The organism is Pseudomonas sp. 01L34 (genome assembly GCF_056400265.1).
The window spans coordinates 1-17,583 of the sequence record NZ_JBFTSX010000011.1 but is presented as its reverse complement, the minus strand read 5'-3'; the positions used below and the strand labels follow the sequence as shown (position 1 = coordinate 17,583).

General features: G+C 59.0%; 13 protein-coding genes. 6 read left to right on the top strand and 7 right to left on the bottom strand.

Features of this window, described 5'->3' with window-relative positions; genetic code table 11:
- Positions 1 to 262: 262 nt before the first annotated feature.
- Together cheR and AC1DQM_RS27470 are read right to left on the bottom strand one after the other, a co-directional pair.
- Positions 263 to 1,090 (bottom strand): protein-glutamate O-methyltransferase CheR, encoded by an 828-nt coding sequence (cheR, locus tag AC1DQM_RS27475; RefSeq protein ID WP_026286437.1) that lies wholly within the window; start codon positions 1,088 to 1,090, stop codon positions 263 to 265.
- Positions 1,091 to 1,136: 46 nt separating this feature from the next.
- Positions 1,137 to 2,069 (bottom strand): chemotaxis protein CheV, encoded by a 933-nt coding sequence (locus AC1DQM_RS27470; RefSeq protein ID WP_007937503.1) that lies wholly within the window; start codon positions 2,067 to 2,069, stop codon positions 1,137 to 1,139.
- An 81-nt stretch (positions 2,070 to 2,150) separates the two neighbouring features.
- On the opposite strand from AC1DQM_RS27470, the gene flgA reads away from it, so the two are divergent.
- From flgA to AC1DQM_RS27450, 4 genes are all read left to right on the top strand, one after another.
- Positions 2,151 to 2,912 (top strand): flagellar basal body P-ring formation chaperone FlgA, encoded by a 762-nt coding sequence (gene flgA / locus AC1DQM_RS27465; RefSeq protein WP_064616483.1) that lies wholly within the window; start codon positions 2,151 to 2,153, stop codon positions 2,910 to 2,912.
- A 167-nt stretch (positions 2,913 to 3,079) separates the two neighbouring features.
- Complete coding sequence (flgM, locus tag AC1DQM_RS27460; RefSeq protein ID WP_007937499.1) at positions 3,080 to 3,406, top strand: flagellar biosynthesis anti-sigma factor FlgM; 327 nt, start codon at positions 3,080 to 3,082, stop codon at positions 3,404 to 3,406.
- A gap of 48 nt (positions 3,407 to 3,454) precedes the next feature.
- Complete coding sequence (locus AC1DQM_RS27455) at positions 3,455 to 3,922, top strand: flagella synthesis protein FlgN (RefSeq protein WP_442115356.1); 468 nt, start codon at positions 3,455 to 3,457, stop codon at positions 3,920 to 3,922.
- A gap of 88 nt (positions 3,923 to 4,010) precedes the next feature.
- Positions 4,011 to 4,757, top strand: a complete 747-nt coding sequence (locus tag AC1DQM_RS27450) for a flagellar brake protein (protein ID WP_064616479.1) — start codon at positions 4,011 to 4,013, stop codon at positions 4,755 to 4,757.
- 63 nt (positions 4,758 to 4,820) lie between these two features.
- Here the strand turns inward: AC1DQM_RS27450 and AC1DQM_RS27445 are convergent, their stop codons facing one another.
- The 4 genes from AC1DQM_RS27445 to AC1DQM_RS27430 all read right to left on the bottom strand — a co-directional run bounded on the left by AC1DQM_RS27445 (position 4,821) and on the right by AC1DQM_RS27430 (position 10,024).
- Positions 4,821 to 6,197, bottom strand: a complete 1,377-nt coding sequence (locus tag AC1DQM_RS27445; RefSeq protein WP_442115355.1) for an MFS transporter — start codon at positions 6,195 to 6,197, stop codon at positions 4,821 to 4,823.
- Positions 6,198 to 6,267: 70 nt separating this feature from the next.
- A complete protein-coding gene (locus tag AC1DQM_RS27440) occupies positions 6,268 to 7,509 on the bottom strand; it encodes a glutamine synthetase family protein (protein WP_442115367.1) in 1,242 nt (413 codons plus the stop codon).
- A gap of 221 nt (positions 7,510 to 7,730) precedes the next feature.
- Positions 7,731 to 8,423 (bottom strand): sensor histidine kinase, encoded by a 693-nt coding sequence (locus AC1DQM_RS27435; protein ID WP_442115354.1) that lies wholly within the window; start codon positions 8,421 to 8,423, stop codon positions 7,731 to 7,733.
- Positions 8,420 to 10,024 (bottom strand): tetratricopeptide repeat-containing response regulator, encoded by a 1,605-nt coding sequence (locus tag AC1DQM_RS27430; protein WP_096480928.1) that lies wholly within the window; start codon positions 10,022 to 10,024, stop codon positions 8,420 to 8,422. The genes AC1DQM_RS27435 and AC1DQM_RS27430 overlap by 4 nt, the downstream gene beginning before the upstream one ends.
- A gap of 370 nt (positions 10,025 to 10,394) precedes the next feature.
- Between AC1DQM_RS27430 and AC1DQM_RS27425 the strand changes: the two genes are divergently transcribed.
- Positions 10,395 to 14,543: a CheR family methyltransferase gene (locus tag AC1DQM_RS27425; RefSeq protein WP_442115353.1), complete on the top strand. Its 4,149-nt coding sequence runs from the start codon at positions 10,395 to 10,397 to the stop codon at positions 14,541 to 14,543.
- Between the two features lies 1 nt (position 14,544).
- Here the strand turns inward: AC1DQM_RS27425 and AC1DQM_RS27420 are convergent, their stop codons facing one another.
- Positions 14,545 to 15,084 (bottom strand): hypothetical protein, encoded by a 540-nt coding sequence (locus tag AC1DQM_RS27420; protein ID WP_086944554.1) that lies wholly within the window; start codon positions 15,082 to 15,084, stop codon positions 14,545 to 14,547.
- Between the two features lie 739 nt (positions 15,085 to 15,823).
- Between AC1DQM_RS27420 and AC1DQM_RS27415 the strand changes: the two genes are divergently transcribed.
- A partial coding sequence (locus tag AC1DQM_RS27415; RefSeq protein WP_442115352.1) for a VCBS domain-containing protein occupies positions 15,824 to 17,583 on the top strand: 1,760 nt, incomplete at its 3' end.

Sequence of the window (17,583 nt, the reverse complement as noted above, 5' to 3'; positions counted from 1 at the left end):
CGAGGCGGCAATGCCAGAAAAGCGGCAACCGATTTCCGCCGCCTGCCGCTTTTCTGCCGCTTTCCCAGGGCAACACCGATCAACTGTAGGAGCGAGGCTTGCCCGCGAAAACGGTCTGCCAGACAACAATCATCATTGACCGCCCCAACGCTTTCGCGGGCAAGCCTCGCTCCTACAGGTATTGGGGTGCCTATGAGAAACAAGCAGGCAAAAAAAACGGGAGCCCCTGAGGACTCCCGTTTTTTTGTATGCCGTCATCGAATCACTTCGCCTGGTAAATGATCCCCGGGCTGCACTGGACCATCTGGTAATGGTCCGGCAAACCGTTCAGCGCTTCGGACGCGCCAAGGAACAGATAACCGCCCGGCTTGAGCGTGCTGTGAATGCGCAACAGGATGTCTTTCTTCACCTCGGCGGAGAAGTAGATCAGCACGTTGCGGCAGAACACGATGTCGAACTTGCCCAGACTCGCGTAGCTGTCCAGCAAGTTGAACGAGCGAAACTCCACCCGACTCTTGATTGGTGCCTTGATGGCCCAGCGCCCCGGCCCCTTGGGGTCGAAGTAACGCTGAAGGCGCTCGGGCGACAGACCGCGACCGATGGCCAGGCTGTCGTACTCGCCGGTCTTGCAGTTGGTCAGCATGCTGCCGGACAGGTCGGTGGCAACGATCTGCACGCCCATCTTCAACTGGCCCATGTTGACCCGTTCGAACTCATCGATGGACATCGACAGCGAATACGGCTCCTGACCCGACGAACACGCCGCCGACCAGATCCGCAGGCGCTGACCGGGGCTGGCCTTGATCGCTTCAGGCAATACCTTGTTCTTCAAGACTTCAAACGGATAGGTGTCACGAAACCACAGGGTTTCGTTGGTCGTCATGGCATCCACCACCATCTCGCGCAAACCGCTGCGCGGCTGGGTCTGGATGCGCTGAACCAGCTCACCCAACGATTTGATGCCCTGCTGTTCCATCAGTTTGTTGAGACGGCTCGAGACCAGATATTGCTTGTTTTCACCGAGCAAAATGCCACAGGCTTTTTCCAGGAATACCCGGAACTGTTCGAAATCCAAATTACCCGTAGACAAAGATACCGCCTCTTAAATCGTGTTGACCGCCAGGGGCAGAAGGCCTCTAGCTGTTATCTGCTGCTTTGATCCGGTCGACTACCCGGGATGCCAGGTCATCAGGACGGAACTTGGCCAGGAAGTCATCGGCACCGACCTTCTTGACCATCGCCTGATTGAACACTCCCGACAACGAAGTATGCAGGATGATATGGAGCTTTTGCATGCGCGGATCGGCGCGGATCTCGGCCGTCAGGGTGTACCCGTCCATCTCCGGCATCTCGATGTCGGAGATCATCATCAGGAACTCTTCTTCCGGCTTCTTCCCCTCGTCAACCAGCTTGCGCAGGTAATCCAGCGCTTGCCGGCCGTCGTTCAACGCCACCACTTCGACACCGATCGTTTGCAGGCAACGGGTCACCTGCTTGCGTGCCACCGACGAGTCGTCGACCGTCAATACGCGCAAAGAGAGCGCCTTGTGCTGGGTCTCAACATCGACCACGCCCACCGAAATCGCTTCCGGCGTCGGCGCCACTTCCGCCAGCACCTTCTCGACGTCGATGATTTCGACTAACTGGTTGTCGACCCGAGTCACAGCCGTCAGGTAGTGATCGCGCCCCGTGCCCTTGGGTGGCGGATGAATCTCCTCCCAGTTCATGTTGACGATGCGCTCCACCGACCGAACCAGGAAACCCTGGGTCTTGGTGTTGTACTCCGTGATGATCACGAAGGGATTGCTCTGGTCCAGCAACCGACCGGCACCGGTCGCCATCGCCAGATCCAGGATCGGAATGGTTGCCCCCCGAATATTCGCCACACCGCACACGACAGGACTGGACTTGGGCATCAGGGTCAGCTTGGGGCATTGCAGCACCTCGCGAACCTTGAACACGTTGATCCCATACAGCTGCTGGCCGTCGAGACGGAACAACAACAGCTCAAGGCGATTCTGCCCTACCAGTTGCGTGCGCTGGTTCACCGAATCCATTACACCAGCCATGCCCAGACTCCTACACCAACGCTAAGTGTGTTGCGACGCACATTCATCACGAAACGGCACGGCGCTTGCTTTTTAACTCTTATGAACACAGAACCGACATTTTTCCGACACCTGACATCAACCTGCCGCAGATTGCTCTGCGCGATGTCGGCCGCTTGCCTGTTCAACGCTGGCAGCCCTGCCCTTGCTGATACGGTTACCTTGCCTGACATGCTTATCGGCGTCACCCAGGGCTTTCTTGAATTCACCGTAGAGGACTATCTGGCCACCAGTCAAACGCAAGGTCGCTACGAAATCCAGGTCAACCAGCTCGATCCGCGCCTGCGCATGCCTATGTGCGACAAGGAATTGACAGCCACCCTCGAGAGCCCGGCAAGGCCTCTGGGACGGGTCACGGTCAAGGTTCGCTGCGATGGCGCCTCGCCCTGGACGGTCTTCGTGCCCGCTCAAGTGAAGCTGTTTCGCGACATTGTGACGACCACTCGTCCGCTCAAGCGCACAGGGATTATCGAACCTCAGGACGTAACCCTGCGCGAGCGTGATATCAGCCTGATAAATCAGGGGTTTTTGACTTCCGTCGATCAGGCTATCGGGCAAAAACTTACCCGACCAATGGTCGCCGATCAGATCATTACGCTGGTGCATCTCGAACAGGCGGAAGTGGTTCGCAAGGGCGACCAGGTGGTGATTACCGCCCGCAGTGGTACGCTCAGTGTGCGCATGCCGGGTGAAGCGCTGTCCAACGGCGGCCTGAGGGAACAGATTCGCGTGAAAAACCTTAACTCCCAGCGGGTCATCAAGGCGCAAGTCACAGCGCCCGGCCAGGTGGAAGTGGCCATGTAAGGGCTCTGTGTTTGTGAAGTGATGGCGCACCGCCTGGCGGTTGCCTAAACTGTGCCGCATGCAGGGCATGCGCTGGCGCATGCGAGCTCATTGATAAATGGGCCTAAAGTTTTTCGGGGAATCGCCGAAAACATGGCAAGCGTCCAAATATCCAGAGGTTTTTTGTCATGGTCATCGATTTCAGTCGTTTAAACAGCTCCTCGTCACTTACGGGCAGTACGCGTACCAGCACCGCCAAGGAAACCGCCGAAGCCGGCCAATCCGCGCCGCTGAATACCCCGGCCGAACAGGCCAGTACCACCAAAAGCGGGGAATCGGTACACCTCAGCAATGAGGCTCAACAGTTGCAGAAGGTCACTGACAAGCTGCGCGATCAGCCTGCCGTCGACAACGCCCGCGTGGCCGAGTTGAAAGCAGCGATTGCCGATGGCAGCTATAAAGTCGACAGCAACCGTGTAGCCAGCAAACTGCTCAACTTCGAAGCCCAGCGCTAGGCCACGGCCCGCGCCAGGCTTTTGGACGCTTAAAACCCAAGGCCAGCCATGCACGACACTCAATTACTGCAACTGATCATCGACGACTTCGCCCCGGCGCAACAACTGCTGGAGCTACTGCAAACCGAGTCCCTTGCCTTGCACGGTCGCGACATGCCACTGCTCGAAGAAATTCTGGCGCATAAACAGGCATTGATCATTCTGCTCGAACAGCATGGCCGCAAGCGCAGTGAAATCCTCGCCAGCCTCAACCTGCCAACCAACCGCCAGGGCCTGGAGCAACTCGCCAGCCAGTCGAGCATTGGCGAACGATTGCTGGGACAGAGCGACGTGCTCACCGACCTCCTGGCCCAGTGCCAAGCCGCCAATGCCAACAATGGCCAGTCGATTCTGGTGCAGCAGGCCGCCACGGCCAACCAGCTGAAAATCCTCACCGGCGGCGAGCCGCCAGCGCTCTACGATGCCCGCGGATCAACCTCCAAGCTCGCCAAGCCACGCCCGCTCAGTCAGGCTTAAGCCTTTCAATGAGCACGCCCTATCAAGACACGCAACATGCTGGCAGAATGCCGGCCAGTAGTCATATTTGCCTGGAGATTGATACCCCGTGTCCAATGCCTTAAGCGCGGAAGATGCTCCGCAGCCACCCAAGGTGCTCACCACTCCTTTGGAAATCTCCGGCAACCTGCGTCAGCTGCAAGACAGCCATGACCCGCTGATCATCACGTTCCACGAGCGCAGCCAGCGCTTCCAGAGTTATCTGGTGGACGTCGACCGTGACAGCAACATGATCGCCCTGGACGAAATGATCCCGCGCGACGGCGAACGCTTTCTGCTGGCCGGCGAACCGTTCAAGGTCGAAGGCTTCCACGACGGCGTGCGCATCGCCTGGGAAAGCAATGGCCCGCTGACCATCGACGAGTCCGGCGATGGCCGCTGCTACCGCGGCACGCTGCCCGATGAGGTGGTTTACCACCAGCGCCGCAATGCTTTCCGCGCTGCGTTGAAGCTGGCACAACTGGTCAATGTCGAGCTGGGGGGCGAGAAACTCAAGTCGCCCCTCGCTGGCAAACTGCTGGACATCTCCGCCACCGGCTGCAAATTGCGCTTCGAAGGCGACATCACCGCCAAGCTGCAATTGGGCCAGGTCTACGACCGCTTCATCGCCGCCCTGCCCTTCGGCAGCATGACGGCACCGGTGGAGCTGCGTTACCTGCACTTTGAAGAAAAGATCAACACCACCTTCGCCGGCGTGCGCTTTCACAACATGAGCGGCCTGGTGCAACGGCAGGTCGAGCGGTTCGTCTATCAGCTTCAGCGTGAAGCGCGGCGCTTTGACAAAGACGACTTCTGATACACCCCGCCAATAAAAAACGGGCAGTCCCTTGCGGGGACTGCCCGTTTTTTTATGCCTTGATCAAGGCCGCGCTTCGGTAAAACTTTGCTCGCGACCTGCGTCCGGGTCTTCTGAATCCGAAACTGGTTCAGGTTCTGGCTCGGCATCCGGATTGACATCAGCCTCCGGGTTGACCGAGTTCTGCATCTGATCCTGCACCACCTGCTCATCGACACGCGGGTCAAGGCAAGCCACCAGTGGCGAACTCGTCATGCTGTCGGGCATGGCCACGTGATGCAGCGGAGCATCGTCCACCTGATGCAGATTGGTGACTGCTTTCGGGCGGATTCGCCACACCAGCACCAATGCAAAAAAACTGAAAAAGGCATACAGCATCTGGCTGCCGAACAACTTCATCAATACCCCTGCCACCAACGGTCCGACACTCGCGCCGACACCGTAAGTCACCAGCAGCATCGCCGTCAGCGACACCCGGCGATCACCCTCGACGTGGTCGTTGGAGAACGCCACCGCCAGCGGGTACAGACAGAATTGCACCAACGAACAGAGGAACCCGGCGATGAACAGCACCTCCAGTTGCACCTGCGGCATGATCGCCAGCGGCAACGCGGCCAGTGCCAGGCTAAACGCAAAACTTCGGATCAATACCGCCCGGTCATAACGATCCGATAGCCATCCCAACGGCCACTGCACCACCAGGCCTGCAAAAATGCAGCTGCCCATGAACAGACCGACCTGCTCGGTGGACAATCCTTGCTGGGAGGCATACAGCGGCGCCAGGCCGTAAAACGAACCGACGATCAATCCCGCCCCCAACACCGTGCTCAGTGACTGCGGCACACGTTTGATGAAGAAGCGCGGTTCCATCGGCGCCGGGTGCAATGGCGCTGGGTGAATCCGCCGGGTCAGGGCCACCGGCACCAGACACAGGGCGAAACACAGAGCGACCAGCATCAGCAGCTCCAGGCCCAGCCCCGGGTGCATGACCAGAATCAGCTGGCCCAACACCAGCCCCAGGTACGAAGCGATCATGTAGCCGCTGAACACCACGCCACGCTGCTTGGCTTCTGCCTGCTCATTGAGCCAGCTTTCGATCACCATGTACTGGCACATCATGCCCAGGCCAACAATCACCCGCAGGAACAGCCACGCGGGCAGCCAATCGACCAGGCCATGGCCCAGCACCGCCGCACCGACGATCCCGGCGCAGGCTGAATAAGCTCGAATATGCCCGACCCGGGCAATCAACCGATGGCCGATCTTGCCGCCCAGCACCAGGCCGAAATAGTTGGCCGCCATCAACGCGCCGACCCACAGGCTGTCGACCTTATCGGCCGCCAGGCGCAGGGCCAGGTAAGTACTCAACAGGCCCGAGCCGATCAACATCATCAGCGAGGCGAAATAAAGTCCTCGAAAGGATTTCAGGATTTGGCGCATTGGCGTTCCGAGCGGCTCCTTGCAGTGAGTATCGGGCTATCGACAACGATAGCCCGATGGCGACAGGTCGTCAGGCCTGGGCTGCTAGAACACGCCGTTCCCAGGGAGTAATTTCATCGAGGAAGCTGGTCAACTCCAGGGTCTTCGAAGCGATGTAGCCTTCGATGAACTCCTTGCCGAACAGTTCCTTCGCCAATTGGCTACGTTTCAGACGTTCAAGTGCGGCATGCAAGGTACACGGCAACGCAAGATTATCCGGCACCACGAACTCGCCCCGGGCCGCTTCGCTCGGTTCCAGTTTGTTTTCGATGCCATACAGCCCCGACGCCAGGCTCGCGGCGATCGCCAGATACGGGTTGGCATCAGCCCCCGGCAAGCGGTTTTCGACCCGACGAGCGACCGGTGAACTGGCTGGAATGCGCAGGCCGGCCGCGCGGTTGTCGTGGGACCAGCAGGCATTATTGGGCGATGCAAAAGGATGGCACAGGCGCTGATAAGAGTTCACGTTCGGCGCAAACAGCGCGGTGAAATCCGCAAGGCCAGCTTGCTGACCACCGATGAAATGACGGAAGGTCGCGGTCGGCTCGCCAGCCTCGTCGCTGAACACGTTACGCCCGGTGCCGATCTCGACGACGCTCTGGTGAATATGCATCGAACTGCCCGGCGTGTGAGCCAACGGCTTGGCCATGCAGACCACGGTCAGGCCATGCTTGAGCGCGACTTCCTTGAGCAGATGCTTGAACAGCAAGGTCTGGTCGGCCAGCAGCAGCGGATCGCCATGCAGCAGGTTGATCTCGAACTGGCTGACGCCCATCTCGTGCATGAAGGTATCGCGGGGTAAGCCCAGCGCCGCCATGCCTGCGTAGACTTCAGTGAAGAACGGCCGCAAGCCGTTATTGGAGCTGATGCTGAATGCCGAATGTCCGTCCTCGCGACGACCGTCCAGGCCCACTGGCGGCTGGAAGGGTTGCGTCGGGTCAGGGTTGGGCGCGAACACAAAGAATTCCAGCTCGGTCGCCACGACCGGCGCCAGACCGAGGGCGGCGTAGCGAGCGATCACCGCCTTGAGTTGGCCGCGAGTCGACAGGTGCGAGCTCTCGCCAGTCAGTTCCTGTGCATCGCATATGGCCAGTGCCCGAGGGTGCGAACTCCAGGGCAAGCGGTGGATCTGCCCCGGATCAGGCACCAGCGCCAGATCGCCATCATCGCTGCCGTAAAAGTGCGCGGGCGGATAGCCGCCCATGATGCATTGCAGCAGCACTCCCCGCGCCATCTGCAAACGCCGCCCCTCAAGAAATCCTTCAGCGGTCATTACTTTGCCGCGTGGCACGCCGTTCAGGTCCGGCGTGACACATTCAATCTCATCAATGCCCGTCAATCGCTGCGCGAGTGAGCGATGGCCATCGGTTGTCATGACGCAATCCTTGTTGTTGTACGAGCCGCGAACGGCGACCCGTACAAAATAGGCTCCGGCTGTTCGGAATATCAAGCAGCGTCAAACAAAAAGGCGCAATCCTGTGAGGAACGTGTCGTTCAGGGGAGATAGAGGCTGAACACGCCGCCACCCAATGGCCCGCCATTACTGATTTCGGTACGTCCGCCCACACCATCACGCTGATGCAAGGCGGCAATCCGCCCGGCAAAGTACAAGCCCAGGCCGGTACTGCCGCTGCTGTGGTTGATGCCCTGCACATAGTCGGCCTGACGCTCGATCATCTCGAGTGGATAACCCTCACCATCGTCGTTGATGGTCAGCACCAATTGCCCGGCCTCATCGCTGACACTGATCAACAAGGCATGCCGGGCATAACGAATGGCGTTGTTGATGCAATTGGCGAGCACCGAGGCAATCAGCTCCCGATCGAAGAAACCCAGCGGGCTCAACGGGTCCACTTCATAGGTCGCGATAATGCCGCGGCTGGCGAACACTTCTTGATGAGCCGCCAGTTGCGCCTCGATGAAGTCATCGAGCTCATGGTAGGCCGGCTGCAATGGCATCTGGTTGACGCCCAGCTTGTACAGCCCCAGCAACTGCACCAGCATGCCATTGAGGTGGGCGAACTCGAAGTCGATGACGCCCTGCTCCGGGGTGTGCCGCTCAGGGTCGGGCAAACGCGCCAGCCATTGGCTATGCGCCTGCATCAGCATGGCCAGAGAGTTCTTCATGTCGTGCACGGTGGAGGCAATCACCGTAGAGAAGTCGAGTGACGGTTCGCTGTCGATCATTCGCCGAACGCCTTGATTTTCAGTTTCTGGTAGCGCGGATAACGCGCATCGGTATCGGGCATCAGGCCGACCGTTTTCAGGCAGGCCCGGCACTCTTCCAGCTCGGCCGACGGGACACTGGTGTCGGTGCCATGCAGCAGCGACTGCGCCATGTTCAGGGCAATACTGATGTTCTTCGGTTGCAGCGCCAGGGCTTTGCGGAACACATCCCGGGCTTCCACCAGATTGCCGGTCTTGTACACCCGCACGCCCTGACGGTTGAGGTCGGCGGCGGCATTGCCCGAGTTGAGGATGGTCGGGTCGTCGGTCAGCTTGGCGATGCCCTTCATCACGGTCGGATCGTCGCCGTAGATTTCCGCACAGTTTTTCAACATCGAAGCACCGGCACTCGCCTGCCCGAGCATTTGCAACTGCTTGGCCACCAGCAGCGCCGCTTCGGCGCTCATGAACTGTTCCATGCCATCGAGGCGCATCATCGCTTGCTCGGTGAGCTTCTCGGCGGTCTCGGCATCGTTGAGCAGCAGGCTGGTGGCCTTCATCAGACGCGCACGAATCTGCAGGCCCGGGTCTGACGGGTTCTCCTTCGCCACTGCACTCAGCGTCGTGTTGATTTCCAGGCGGGTCCGCGTGTCCAGGCCCTTTTCCGCACCTTTGCTGATCAAGGCATGGGCCAGGCCGAGGTTGCTTTCCGCATCCTTGAAACGTGACTGCGCCCCTTGGTTCACGGCCTGGCGATAGGCTTTGGAGGCAGTGTCGAAATCTTCGTTGGCCATTGCCAACTTGCCCAGCAACGCTTGCCGGCGCACCGCCAGCGGCGACAGGCGAATTGCTTCTTCCAACACTTTCTGCGCCGCTTTGGTGTCACCTTCGGCGACCAGCACATCGGCCATGCCATCGTAGAGGGCCGGCATCATCGGGAAGACTTTCAAGGCTTTTTCGTAAATGCCCTTGGCCTGGCTGACCTGCCCGCGCTTGAACAGCAATTGGCCCAATCCGGCAAACGCCCAGGGCAAAGGCCGATCCGCAATGATGCTGTCGTAAAGACGCTCCAGCGCTTCGTTCTGGTTCAAGTCGCGCAATGCATCGGCGCGGTAGCGCAGGCACAGCGGCGAATAACGAATGTCTTGTTTGCACAGGGCGATGCAGGCGTTGAGCACTTCAACCGGTTTGCCCCGGTCAAGCGCTTGCAGGATCGGCTTGAGCAAGGTCTTGCGCTGTTCCAGTCGCTCCAGGCGCTGGGCCAGGCCGGAGCGGTTGAACGGTTTGGTCAGGTAAGCGTCGGGCTCATGCTCCAGTGCACTGAGCACCATGGCCTGGCTGGTTTCGGCGGTGACCATGACAAACACACTTTCGTGGCTGATCAGCTTCTCGATCATCAGGTCTTCGAGCACCTGCTGACCGTTTTTCTTGCCATCGCCCAGGTGGAAATCCTGCAGGATGAAGTCGTAGGACTTCTGCGAGCACATGCGCAGCGCCTGCTCACCGGTATCAGCGGTGTCGACGTCCTTGACGCCCAGCTCCCGCAGCATGGACCTGACGGAACTGCGGAAATCCGAGAAATCATCGACGATCAAAAAGCTTTTTTGGTGATACGACAGCATCGAAGATTTCCAGGCAATTTAAGGAAGAACAACCTAAAGGCAATGGCTGCGAGTTCAGCTTCGCGGCCTTTCAGGCGCGCAGATGATAGCGAGAGGCCATTGGCTATCAAGCAATTTCGCACAATCGCGTGATGAGCTTTACCGGCCGCCAGCGATGAAATCACAACGGCTTGTTGCGTTATCGGCCAGTAGTCGCGTTCCCTTGAAGCAGCGGGAGTGCAATCGTTCCTTTTACTGCCAAAAGATCATACGGCTGCGCTAAATATTTGAAGGCGTTATTGAAAAACGGGATTATCCTGATTTATTGAAGCACGCTAATTATTATCCGCTTGAACCCAATACGCTCTAAATCGCCGGCAAAGGCCAGGAAATGACCACCACCCCCAAGCACTCGGCCACGGCTCCCGAGCGAAAGGCCCTGACCCTCAGTACCCTGGATTTTCCAGTGGTGGGCATCGGTGCGTCGGCTGGCGGACTGCAAGCCATCAAATTGTTTTTCGAGAACATGCCTAACGACAACGGCATGGCGTTTGTGATCATTCTTCACCTGTCGCCCGACCACCAAAGCGTCGCAGACAAGATCATCCAGGAATCGACCCGGATGCCGGTTCTGCAGGTCACCGAAACCGTACCGATCGAGAAAAACCGGGTCTATGTCATCCCGCCGGCGCGGCGACTGGTGATGAATGGCAATAACCTTGAGGTAATTGAAAACGACCCACAACTGGGACGCCATGCCTCGATCGACCTGTTCTTCCGCGACCTGGCGCAGGTGCACCGCGAGCGTGCCTTCTGCCTGGTGCTCTCAGGCAGTGGTTCCGACGGCGCGGTCGGCCTGTCGCGCATCAAGGAACAGGGCGGCATTACCCTGGCCCAGGTACCGGAGGACGCCGAGTTCGACGGTATGCCTCGGGCGGCCATCGAGACCGGCATGGTCGATCTGGTGTTGCCCGTAGCAGACATGCCGCAAAAGCTGCTGGACCTGTGGCACAACTCCCGGGAAATCAGCTTGCCCGCCGCCAATGATCCGGAACTGCAATCCTTCGCCTCTGTAGCCGAACGTGATGCCGTGCTCGCCGAACAAATGCTGCACGACATCCTGATCCAGTTGCGTACCGGCACCGGTCATGACTTCAAGCACTATAAACGCGCAACGGTATTGCGGCGGATCGAACGCCGGATGCAGGTCACGGCCCAGCCCGACTTGGGAGCTTATTACCGCTACCTGCTAAGCAATCCCGAAGAAACCAAGGCGCTGCTGGGGGACATGCTGATCGGCGTGACCAACTTTTTCCGTGATCGCGAAGCCTTCGAAGCGCTGGAGCGGGATGTCATTCCGCAACTGGTCAGCGCCGCGGTTTCGGCGCAGCCTGAAAAGGAAGAAATCCGGGTCTGGTCGGCTGGCTGTTCCACCGGCGAAGAAGCCTATAGCCTGGCGATGCTGGTCAATGATCAGCTGCAACAGGAAGCCAGCAAGGCCTCACTGCAAGTTTTCGCCACCGACATCGACGAGCGCGCCATCAGCTTCGGCCGGGCCGGCCTGTACCCGCAAGCCATCGTGACGGATGTGCCGCCGACGCGGCTGCGGCATTACTTCATCAAGGAAGATGAGCACTATCGGATTCGCAAGGAAATCCGCGAGAAGGTGCTGTTCGCCAAACACAGCCTGCTGTCCGATCCACCCTTCTCGCAAATCGACCTGATCGTGTGCCGGAACCTGTTGATCTATCTGGATCGCGAAGTACAGCGCGAAATCCTGCAGATGTTCCACTTCGCCTTGCGCCCCGGCGGTTTTCTGTTCCTCGGTTCCTCCGAAAGCGCAGACGCTTGCCATGAGCTGTTCACGCCGGTGGACAAACGCAACCGGATCTTCCGCGCCAAGACCGGCACCACCAACAGTCGACGCACGCCGACCGTGCCGCGCGGTGGTTATGTGCGCTCCAATATTTCCCATCAGGCACCGCAGCACGCCGTGCAGCGCAAACTGTCGTTCGCCGACATCCACCAGCGCGCCCTCGAACGCTCCGGCCCGCCGAGCATGATCATCGATACCAATGCCGATATCCTGCACATGAGCGAAAGTGCCGGGCGTTTCCTGCGGCATGTGGGCGGTGAGCTGTCACGTAACCTGCTGACGCTGATCCTGCCGGAGCTGCGCCTGGAAATCCGCACCACGCTGTTCCAGGCCCAGCAGAGCGGCCTGGCGGTGAAGTCTCGCGAGGTGCCGATCAAGCTCGAGGAGCGGCGTTACAAGGTCAGCCTGGAGGTGCAGCCTTACAAGGATGAAGAGGCGGACGGCGAGTTCATCCTGGTGATTTTCGAGGACGTCGAAGTCGATCCTTCGCAAGCGACGACCACGCCCCTGTTGCAAACCGAGAGCCAGGTATTGTCCAACCTGGAACGTGAACTGCAACGCACCAAACTGCACTTGCAGGACACCATTGAACAATCGGAAATTTCCAGTGAGGAACTGAAAGCTTCCAACGAAGAAATGCAGGCGATCAACGAAGAACTGCGCTCGGCCACCGAAGAGCTGGAAACCAGCAAGGAAGAGCTGCAATCGATCAATGAAGAGCTGCTGACGGTCAACTACGAGCTGAAAACCAAAGTCGAAGAAACTGACAAGATCAACGACTACCTGACCAACCTGATCGCCTCCACCGACATTGCCACGGTGTTTGTCGACCGCAGCATGCGGATCAAGTGGTTCACTCCGCGTGCCACCGATATCTTCAGCATGCTGCCGGTGGATACCGGCCGCTCCCTGCTCGACATCACCCATCGCCTGCACTACGACGACCTGGCGAGTGACGCGGCATCGGTGTTCGAATCATTGAACATGATCGAACGTGAAGTCAGCAGCACCGACAAGCACTGGTACATCGCCCGCCTGCTGCCCTATCGCTCCAGCGAAGACCGTATCGACGGCACCGTGCTGACGTTCATTGACATCACCAAACGCCGCGAGGCCGAAGAAGAGCTGCGCCTGGGCGAAGAACGCATGCGCCTGGTGGCCGAAAGCACCCGCGACTACGCGATCATCACCCTTGATGAACAAGGCGTGATCACCACCTGGAACAAAGGCGCCGAACTGATCTTCGGCTACAGCAAGGCTGAGGCCGAAGGCGCTTACTACGACTTCATTTTTTCCGCCGAAGACCGCGCCTCCGGCGTGCCTGAATCCGAACTGCTGGGGGCTCGCACCCATGGCCGTTCCGAAGATGAACGCTGGCACCTGCGCAAGGACGGCAGCCGCTTCTATTGCAGCGGCGAAGTGACCTTGCTCAGCGGTGACAACCTTCGCGGCTACGTGAAAATCGCCCGGGACCTGACCGGTCACAAACGCCAGCATGAGGAACAAAGCCAGCAACTGGCCGAGACGCTGAACACCAATTACCTCAAGGATGAGTTCTTCGCGGTCATGTCCCACGAACTCAAGCATCCTCTGAACCTGATCCAGCTCAACGCCGAACTGTTGCGGCGCTTGCCGGTGACCAAGTCGGTGGCGCCGGCCGCCAAAGCCGTCAACACCATCTGCGATGCTGTCAGCAGCCAGGCGCGGATCATCGACGACCTGCTGGATGTCGCACGCGTGCGCACCGGCAAGCTCAAGCTCAAACCGATCGCCGTGGATCTGGCCAGTGTGCTGCGCGATATTTACACCGTCGTCCTCAACGACCAGCACAGCACCACCGTCGAGCTGCATGTGCCTTCGGAGCCGTTGATGGTGCGCGCCGATCCGACGCGCCTGGAGCAGATCATCTGGAACCTGGTGAATAACGCACTGAAATTCACCCCGCCCGACGGCCGCGTGCAATTGATCGCCAGCCTGGCCGGAAACATGGCGCGGCTGGACGTCAAGGACAATGGCACCGGCATCGCGGCAGAGAACCTCGAACACGTATTCGACCTGTTTGGCCAGGCTGAAACACAGCACGCCAACCACCAGCGCGAAGGGCTGGGCATCGGTTTGTCACTGGTGCGCCAATTGACCGAGGCCCAACATGGCACGGTTGAAGTGAGTTCGCCGGGCGTTGGGGAAGGCTGTACCTTCACTGTCTATTTGCCCCTGGCCAGTAGTGAAGGCAAAACCCAAACCACAACGCCAACCGATGAGGTATCAGGAAAACTGAGCGGCCTGACGATTCTGCTGGTCGACGACTCCGCCGAGGTACTGGAAACCCTGAAGATGCTGCTGGAAATGGAGGACGCCGAAGTCGTTGCCTTCGATCATCCGAAGGACGCTCTGGACGCGGCTGCAAACAGCCACTTCGACCTGATCATTTCGGACTTGGGCATGCCGGTCATGAACGGCCATGAACTGATGCAAGCATTACGTCAGTTGCCGCATGTCAAGGATGTGCCGGCCATTGCCCTGACTGGCTATGGCGCTATCAGCGATATTAAAAAGGCTCGTCAATCGGGCTTTGACCAGTACATTGGAAAACCGGTGTCCTACGATGACCTGATCGCGACCATCGAGACCCTGCGACAGCCCCGGGCATCAGGTTCTGAATAGCTCAGCGTAAATAGGCGCGTTGTACACAGACGCGCCGGTCAATCGCCTGCTTCAGTCGCTCCTTGTGGTCCGCCCAGACCCTGGGATCGACTTTGGGCGCGCGCATGAGGTCAAGCATGGCCGCTTTGGCGGTCAGGTATTCCGACCACGCATCTTCACAGCTGAGCTTGAAACGCTCACGTTCGTTCATTTCCATCCGCCGCAGCGCCAGTACCGACTCATCGGTGATGACCGTGCCGAGCGTCAGTTGCACCCGATGAGGTGCAACGAAGGCCTGCGTGCCCGCGACGATCTCGCCCGCTCGTAGAGCGCCCCACTTCAACGCCGCACAGTAAGTCTCATCACGGCCCCTGTCGTGAAACTCCTCACACAGCATGATCCCACGGGCATCGTAAACACCGATGAACACCTGGGTGATTCCCTCATGACCCACGCGCGCCCGCACTTCCACTTGTACCCCGTCACCGAGCACTTCTTCATGGGTGCGGTGAGGCAAACGGGTGTCGGTCCATAACCAGAACTGTGCACCTCTGTGTCGCATTGCTTGGCTCCGTGAGTGGAGTCAGAAGTAAGGCACAGCAATAACGGACTTTCCACGTAAGTCGTCAGGTGGTTCGAGCAAGAAAAAAACTGCCAGAGGAATGCTCTGACGGGCTTTTCTAACCGCTGACGCTGCAATTTTAGAGTTTCCTTGTACTGGAATTATGCAGCCAGCCCTTGCCGCATAAGGGTTTCAGCTCATTTGAGGTGCACCACTATTGAGTGCCTGCGGTCACTTCGCCAAAAACAAATCGACATAATATTGACACCAAAACACCCACTTGTCGGAATATTGGCACATCGTACTGTTACCTGCGCTTAACACCTTTACAAAGCCTGACCCCACAACTAAACACCTATCAAACTGATATCAGGAAAGGCCGTATCCCTGAGTCAGTGCTGTACCAAAATACGGCCTTATCCAGCCATTACTTCAGGAGTCCCTTCCCTATGGGCGCTCTCAGGATACTGCGCGCCACGCGCAGCGCAGCCTCAGGCTTGGGCCCACGTTCGCCCGACCGCTTCTGCGATTCGCTCCTCAAGTACGGCGAGTTTCTTCACCCCCGCGAGACCAGCGCCCCTCTGCCGGCACCACCTGTCCCGTCAAGCCCAGACGGTCGACGATGTCCGGTAGCCGCCCCGTACCGCTCCTGAACACTCTGAGCGGCGCAAGCACGGGACTTCGTCCTGTTAGCAGTCCCTGGCAATTCCAATAAAAAAAGCATTCTCGGGAGAAAGACATGGCTACCACCACCACGACCAGCGGCGGCACCGTTACTTCGTTTTCCAATACGCCGCAGGCGCAGGACGACATTTTCACTACGGGTGTCATTGGCACGAGCAACGTGACCATCACTGAAGACCTGCAGGGTGTCGTGTACCTGGATGTCATGTCCAATGACCTGGGCGGTAACGCAAAGACGCTCTGGTCAGTTGATAACGCGACCAGCCTTTCTACTGCCACCAAGGTTTATGCCCCGGCCGATCTGCTGGTCCAGGACACGAGCAGAATTGAGGCGACGAGCACCGACACCAGCCTCAACGGGGCAAAAATCTGGATTACATCGGATGGCAAAGTCGGCTACGACGCCGCTACCTTATCGACTGCTTTCAAGACGCAACTTCAGGAGCTTGCTGCCGGAGCGTCCCTGGCAGACAGCTTTACGTATGCGATTCGTCTCGGCAATGGCACCCTCAGCTGGGCCACTGCGCAAGTGCAATTTGCCGGTATGAATGACAGTGTGACGATGAACGTCAGCGTGCAGGCTGGCACGGTGACCGAAGATGCGCCCACAACGCCGAGCACTACCGATTCGCTGAGTACGACGGGCACGATTGCATTTAGCGATGTCGATCTGAGCGACACGCATACCGCTTCATTCGTGGCGGCGGGAGGCAATATCACAGCGCTGGGCAACTTCAGCCTTGCCTCTGTCATTGAAGCGGCCAATGCGGCCAACGGCACCGTTAACTGGACTTACACCGTGAACAATGCGGCAGCCCAGTACCTGGCCCAGGGTCAGACAGCTACCGAAACCTATGTGGTCACCGTCAATGATGGGCATGGTTCGTCGACAACGCAAAATGTGATCATCACCATCACCGGCACCAACGACCAGGTGCACATCACCAGCGGCGTGCAGACCGGCGATGCCAAGGAAGACAGTGGCGACTACGCCGCCAACGGCAGCATCACCTTCACCGACGCCGACCTGATCGACACCCACAGCGTCACCGTCACACCGGGCGCTTCCGGCTACCTGGGCAGCTTCACCACAGATCCACTGCACGACAGCACCGGCACCGGTAGCGGTTCGCTGGGCTGGCACTTCGCGGTAGACAACGCCGCCGTGCAGTTCCTGGGCGAAGGCCAGATCCTCACCCAGACTTATAACGTGGCGATCGGCGACGGCACGGTACAGACCGTGACCATTACCATCACCGGCACCAACGACCGGCCGACGCTGACGATTGCCGACACCACCGGCGCCATGAGCGAAGGCAACGGTACGGCCACACTGAGCGACAGCGGCGCACTGAGCTTTGCCGATGTGGACAACATCGACGTGGTGACTGTGTCGCACACCTCCAACGGCAACATCGCCTGGAGCGGCGGCACGCTCAATGCGGGCGTGGCTTCGGCGTTGGTCGCCGGGTTCTCGGTCGATCAGAACAGCTGGGACTACAGCACCAGCCAGAACCTCGATTTCCTCGGCGCGGGTGAAACCGTCACCTTCTCGTACACCGTGGTCGCCACCGACAACAGCGGCGCGGCTAACGCTGCTTCGGCGACGCAGACTGTGACCATCACCATTACTGGCAGCAATGACGCACCGGTGCTCAGCTTCGCGAGCGGCAACGATGCCGGCACCGTGAAGGAAGACACCACCCTCAGTGTCAGTGGCCAGTTCAGCTCGACCGACATCGATCACGCGGCCACCGCCACCTGGAGCATTGCCGGGTCCAATACTGGCACCTACGGCTCGATCGCGGTGGACAG

Bases quoted from the DNA above. Each gene is read 5' to 3' on its own strand.
- AC1DQM_RS27430 (WP_096480928.1), bottom strand. From the start codon at position 10,024: ATGCTGTCGTATCACCAAAAAAGCTTTTTGATCGTCGATGATTTCTCG.
- AC1DQM_RS27440 (WP_442115367.1), bottom strand. From the start codon at position 7,509: ATGACCGCTGAAGGATTTCTTGAGGGGCGGCGTTTGCAGATGGCGCGG.
- AC1DQM_RS27425 (WP_442115353.1), top strand. From the start codon at position 10,395: ATGACCACCACCCCCAAGCACTCGGCCACGGCTCCCGAGCGAAAGGCC.
- flgM (WP_007937499.1), top strand. From the start codon at position 3,080: ATGGTCATCGATTTCAGTCGTTTAAACAGCTCCTCGTCACTTACGGGC.
- AC1DQM_RS27455 (WP_442115356.1), top strand. From the start codon at position 3,455: ATGCACGACACTCAATTACTGCAACTGATCATCGACGACTTCGCCCCG.
- AC1DQM_RS27470 (WP_007937503.1), bottom strand. From the start codon at position 2,069: ATGGCTGGTGTAATGGATTCGGTGAACCAGCGCACGCAACTGGTAGGG.
- AC1DQM_RS27435 (WP_442115354.1), bottom strand. From the start codon at position 8,423: ATGATCGACAGCGAACCGTCACTCGACTTCTCTACGGTGATTGCCTCC.
- AC1DQM_RS27420 (WP_086944554.1), bottom strand. From the start codon at position 15,084: ATGCGACACAGAGGTGCACAGTTCTGGTTATGGACCGACACCCGTTTG.
- flgA (WP_064616483.1), top strand. From the start codon at position 2,151: ATGAACACAGAACCGACATTTTTCCGACACCTGACATCAACCTGCCGC.
- AC1DQM_RS27445 (WP_442115355.1), bottom strand. From the start codon at position 6,197: ATGCGCCAAATCCTGAAATCCTTTCGAGGACTTTATTTCGCCTCGCTG.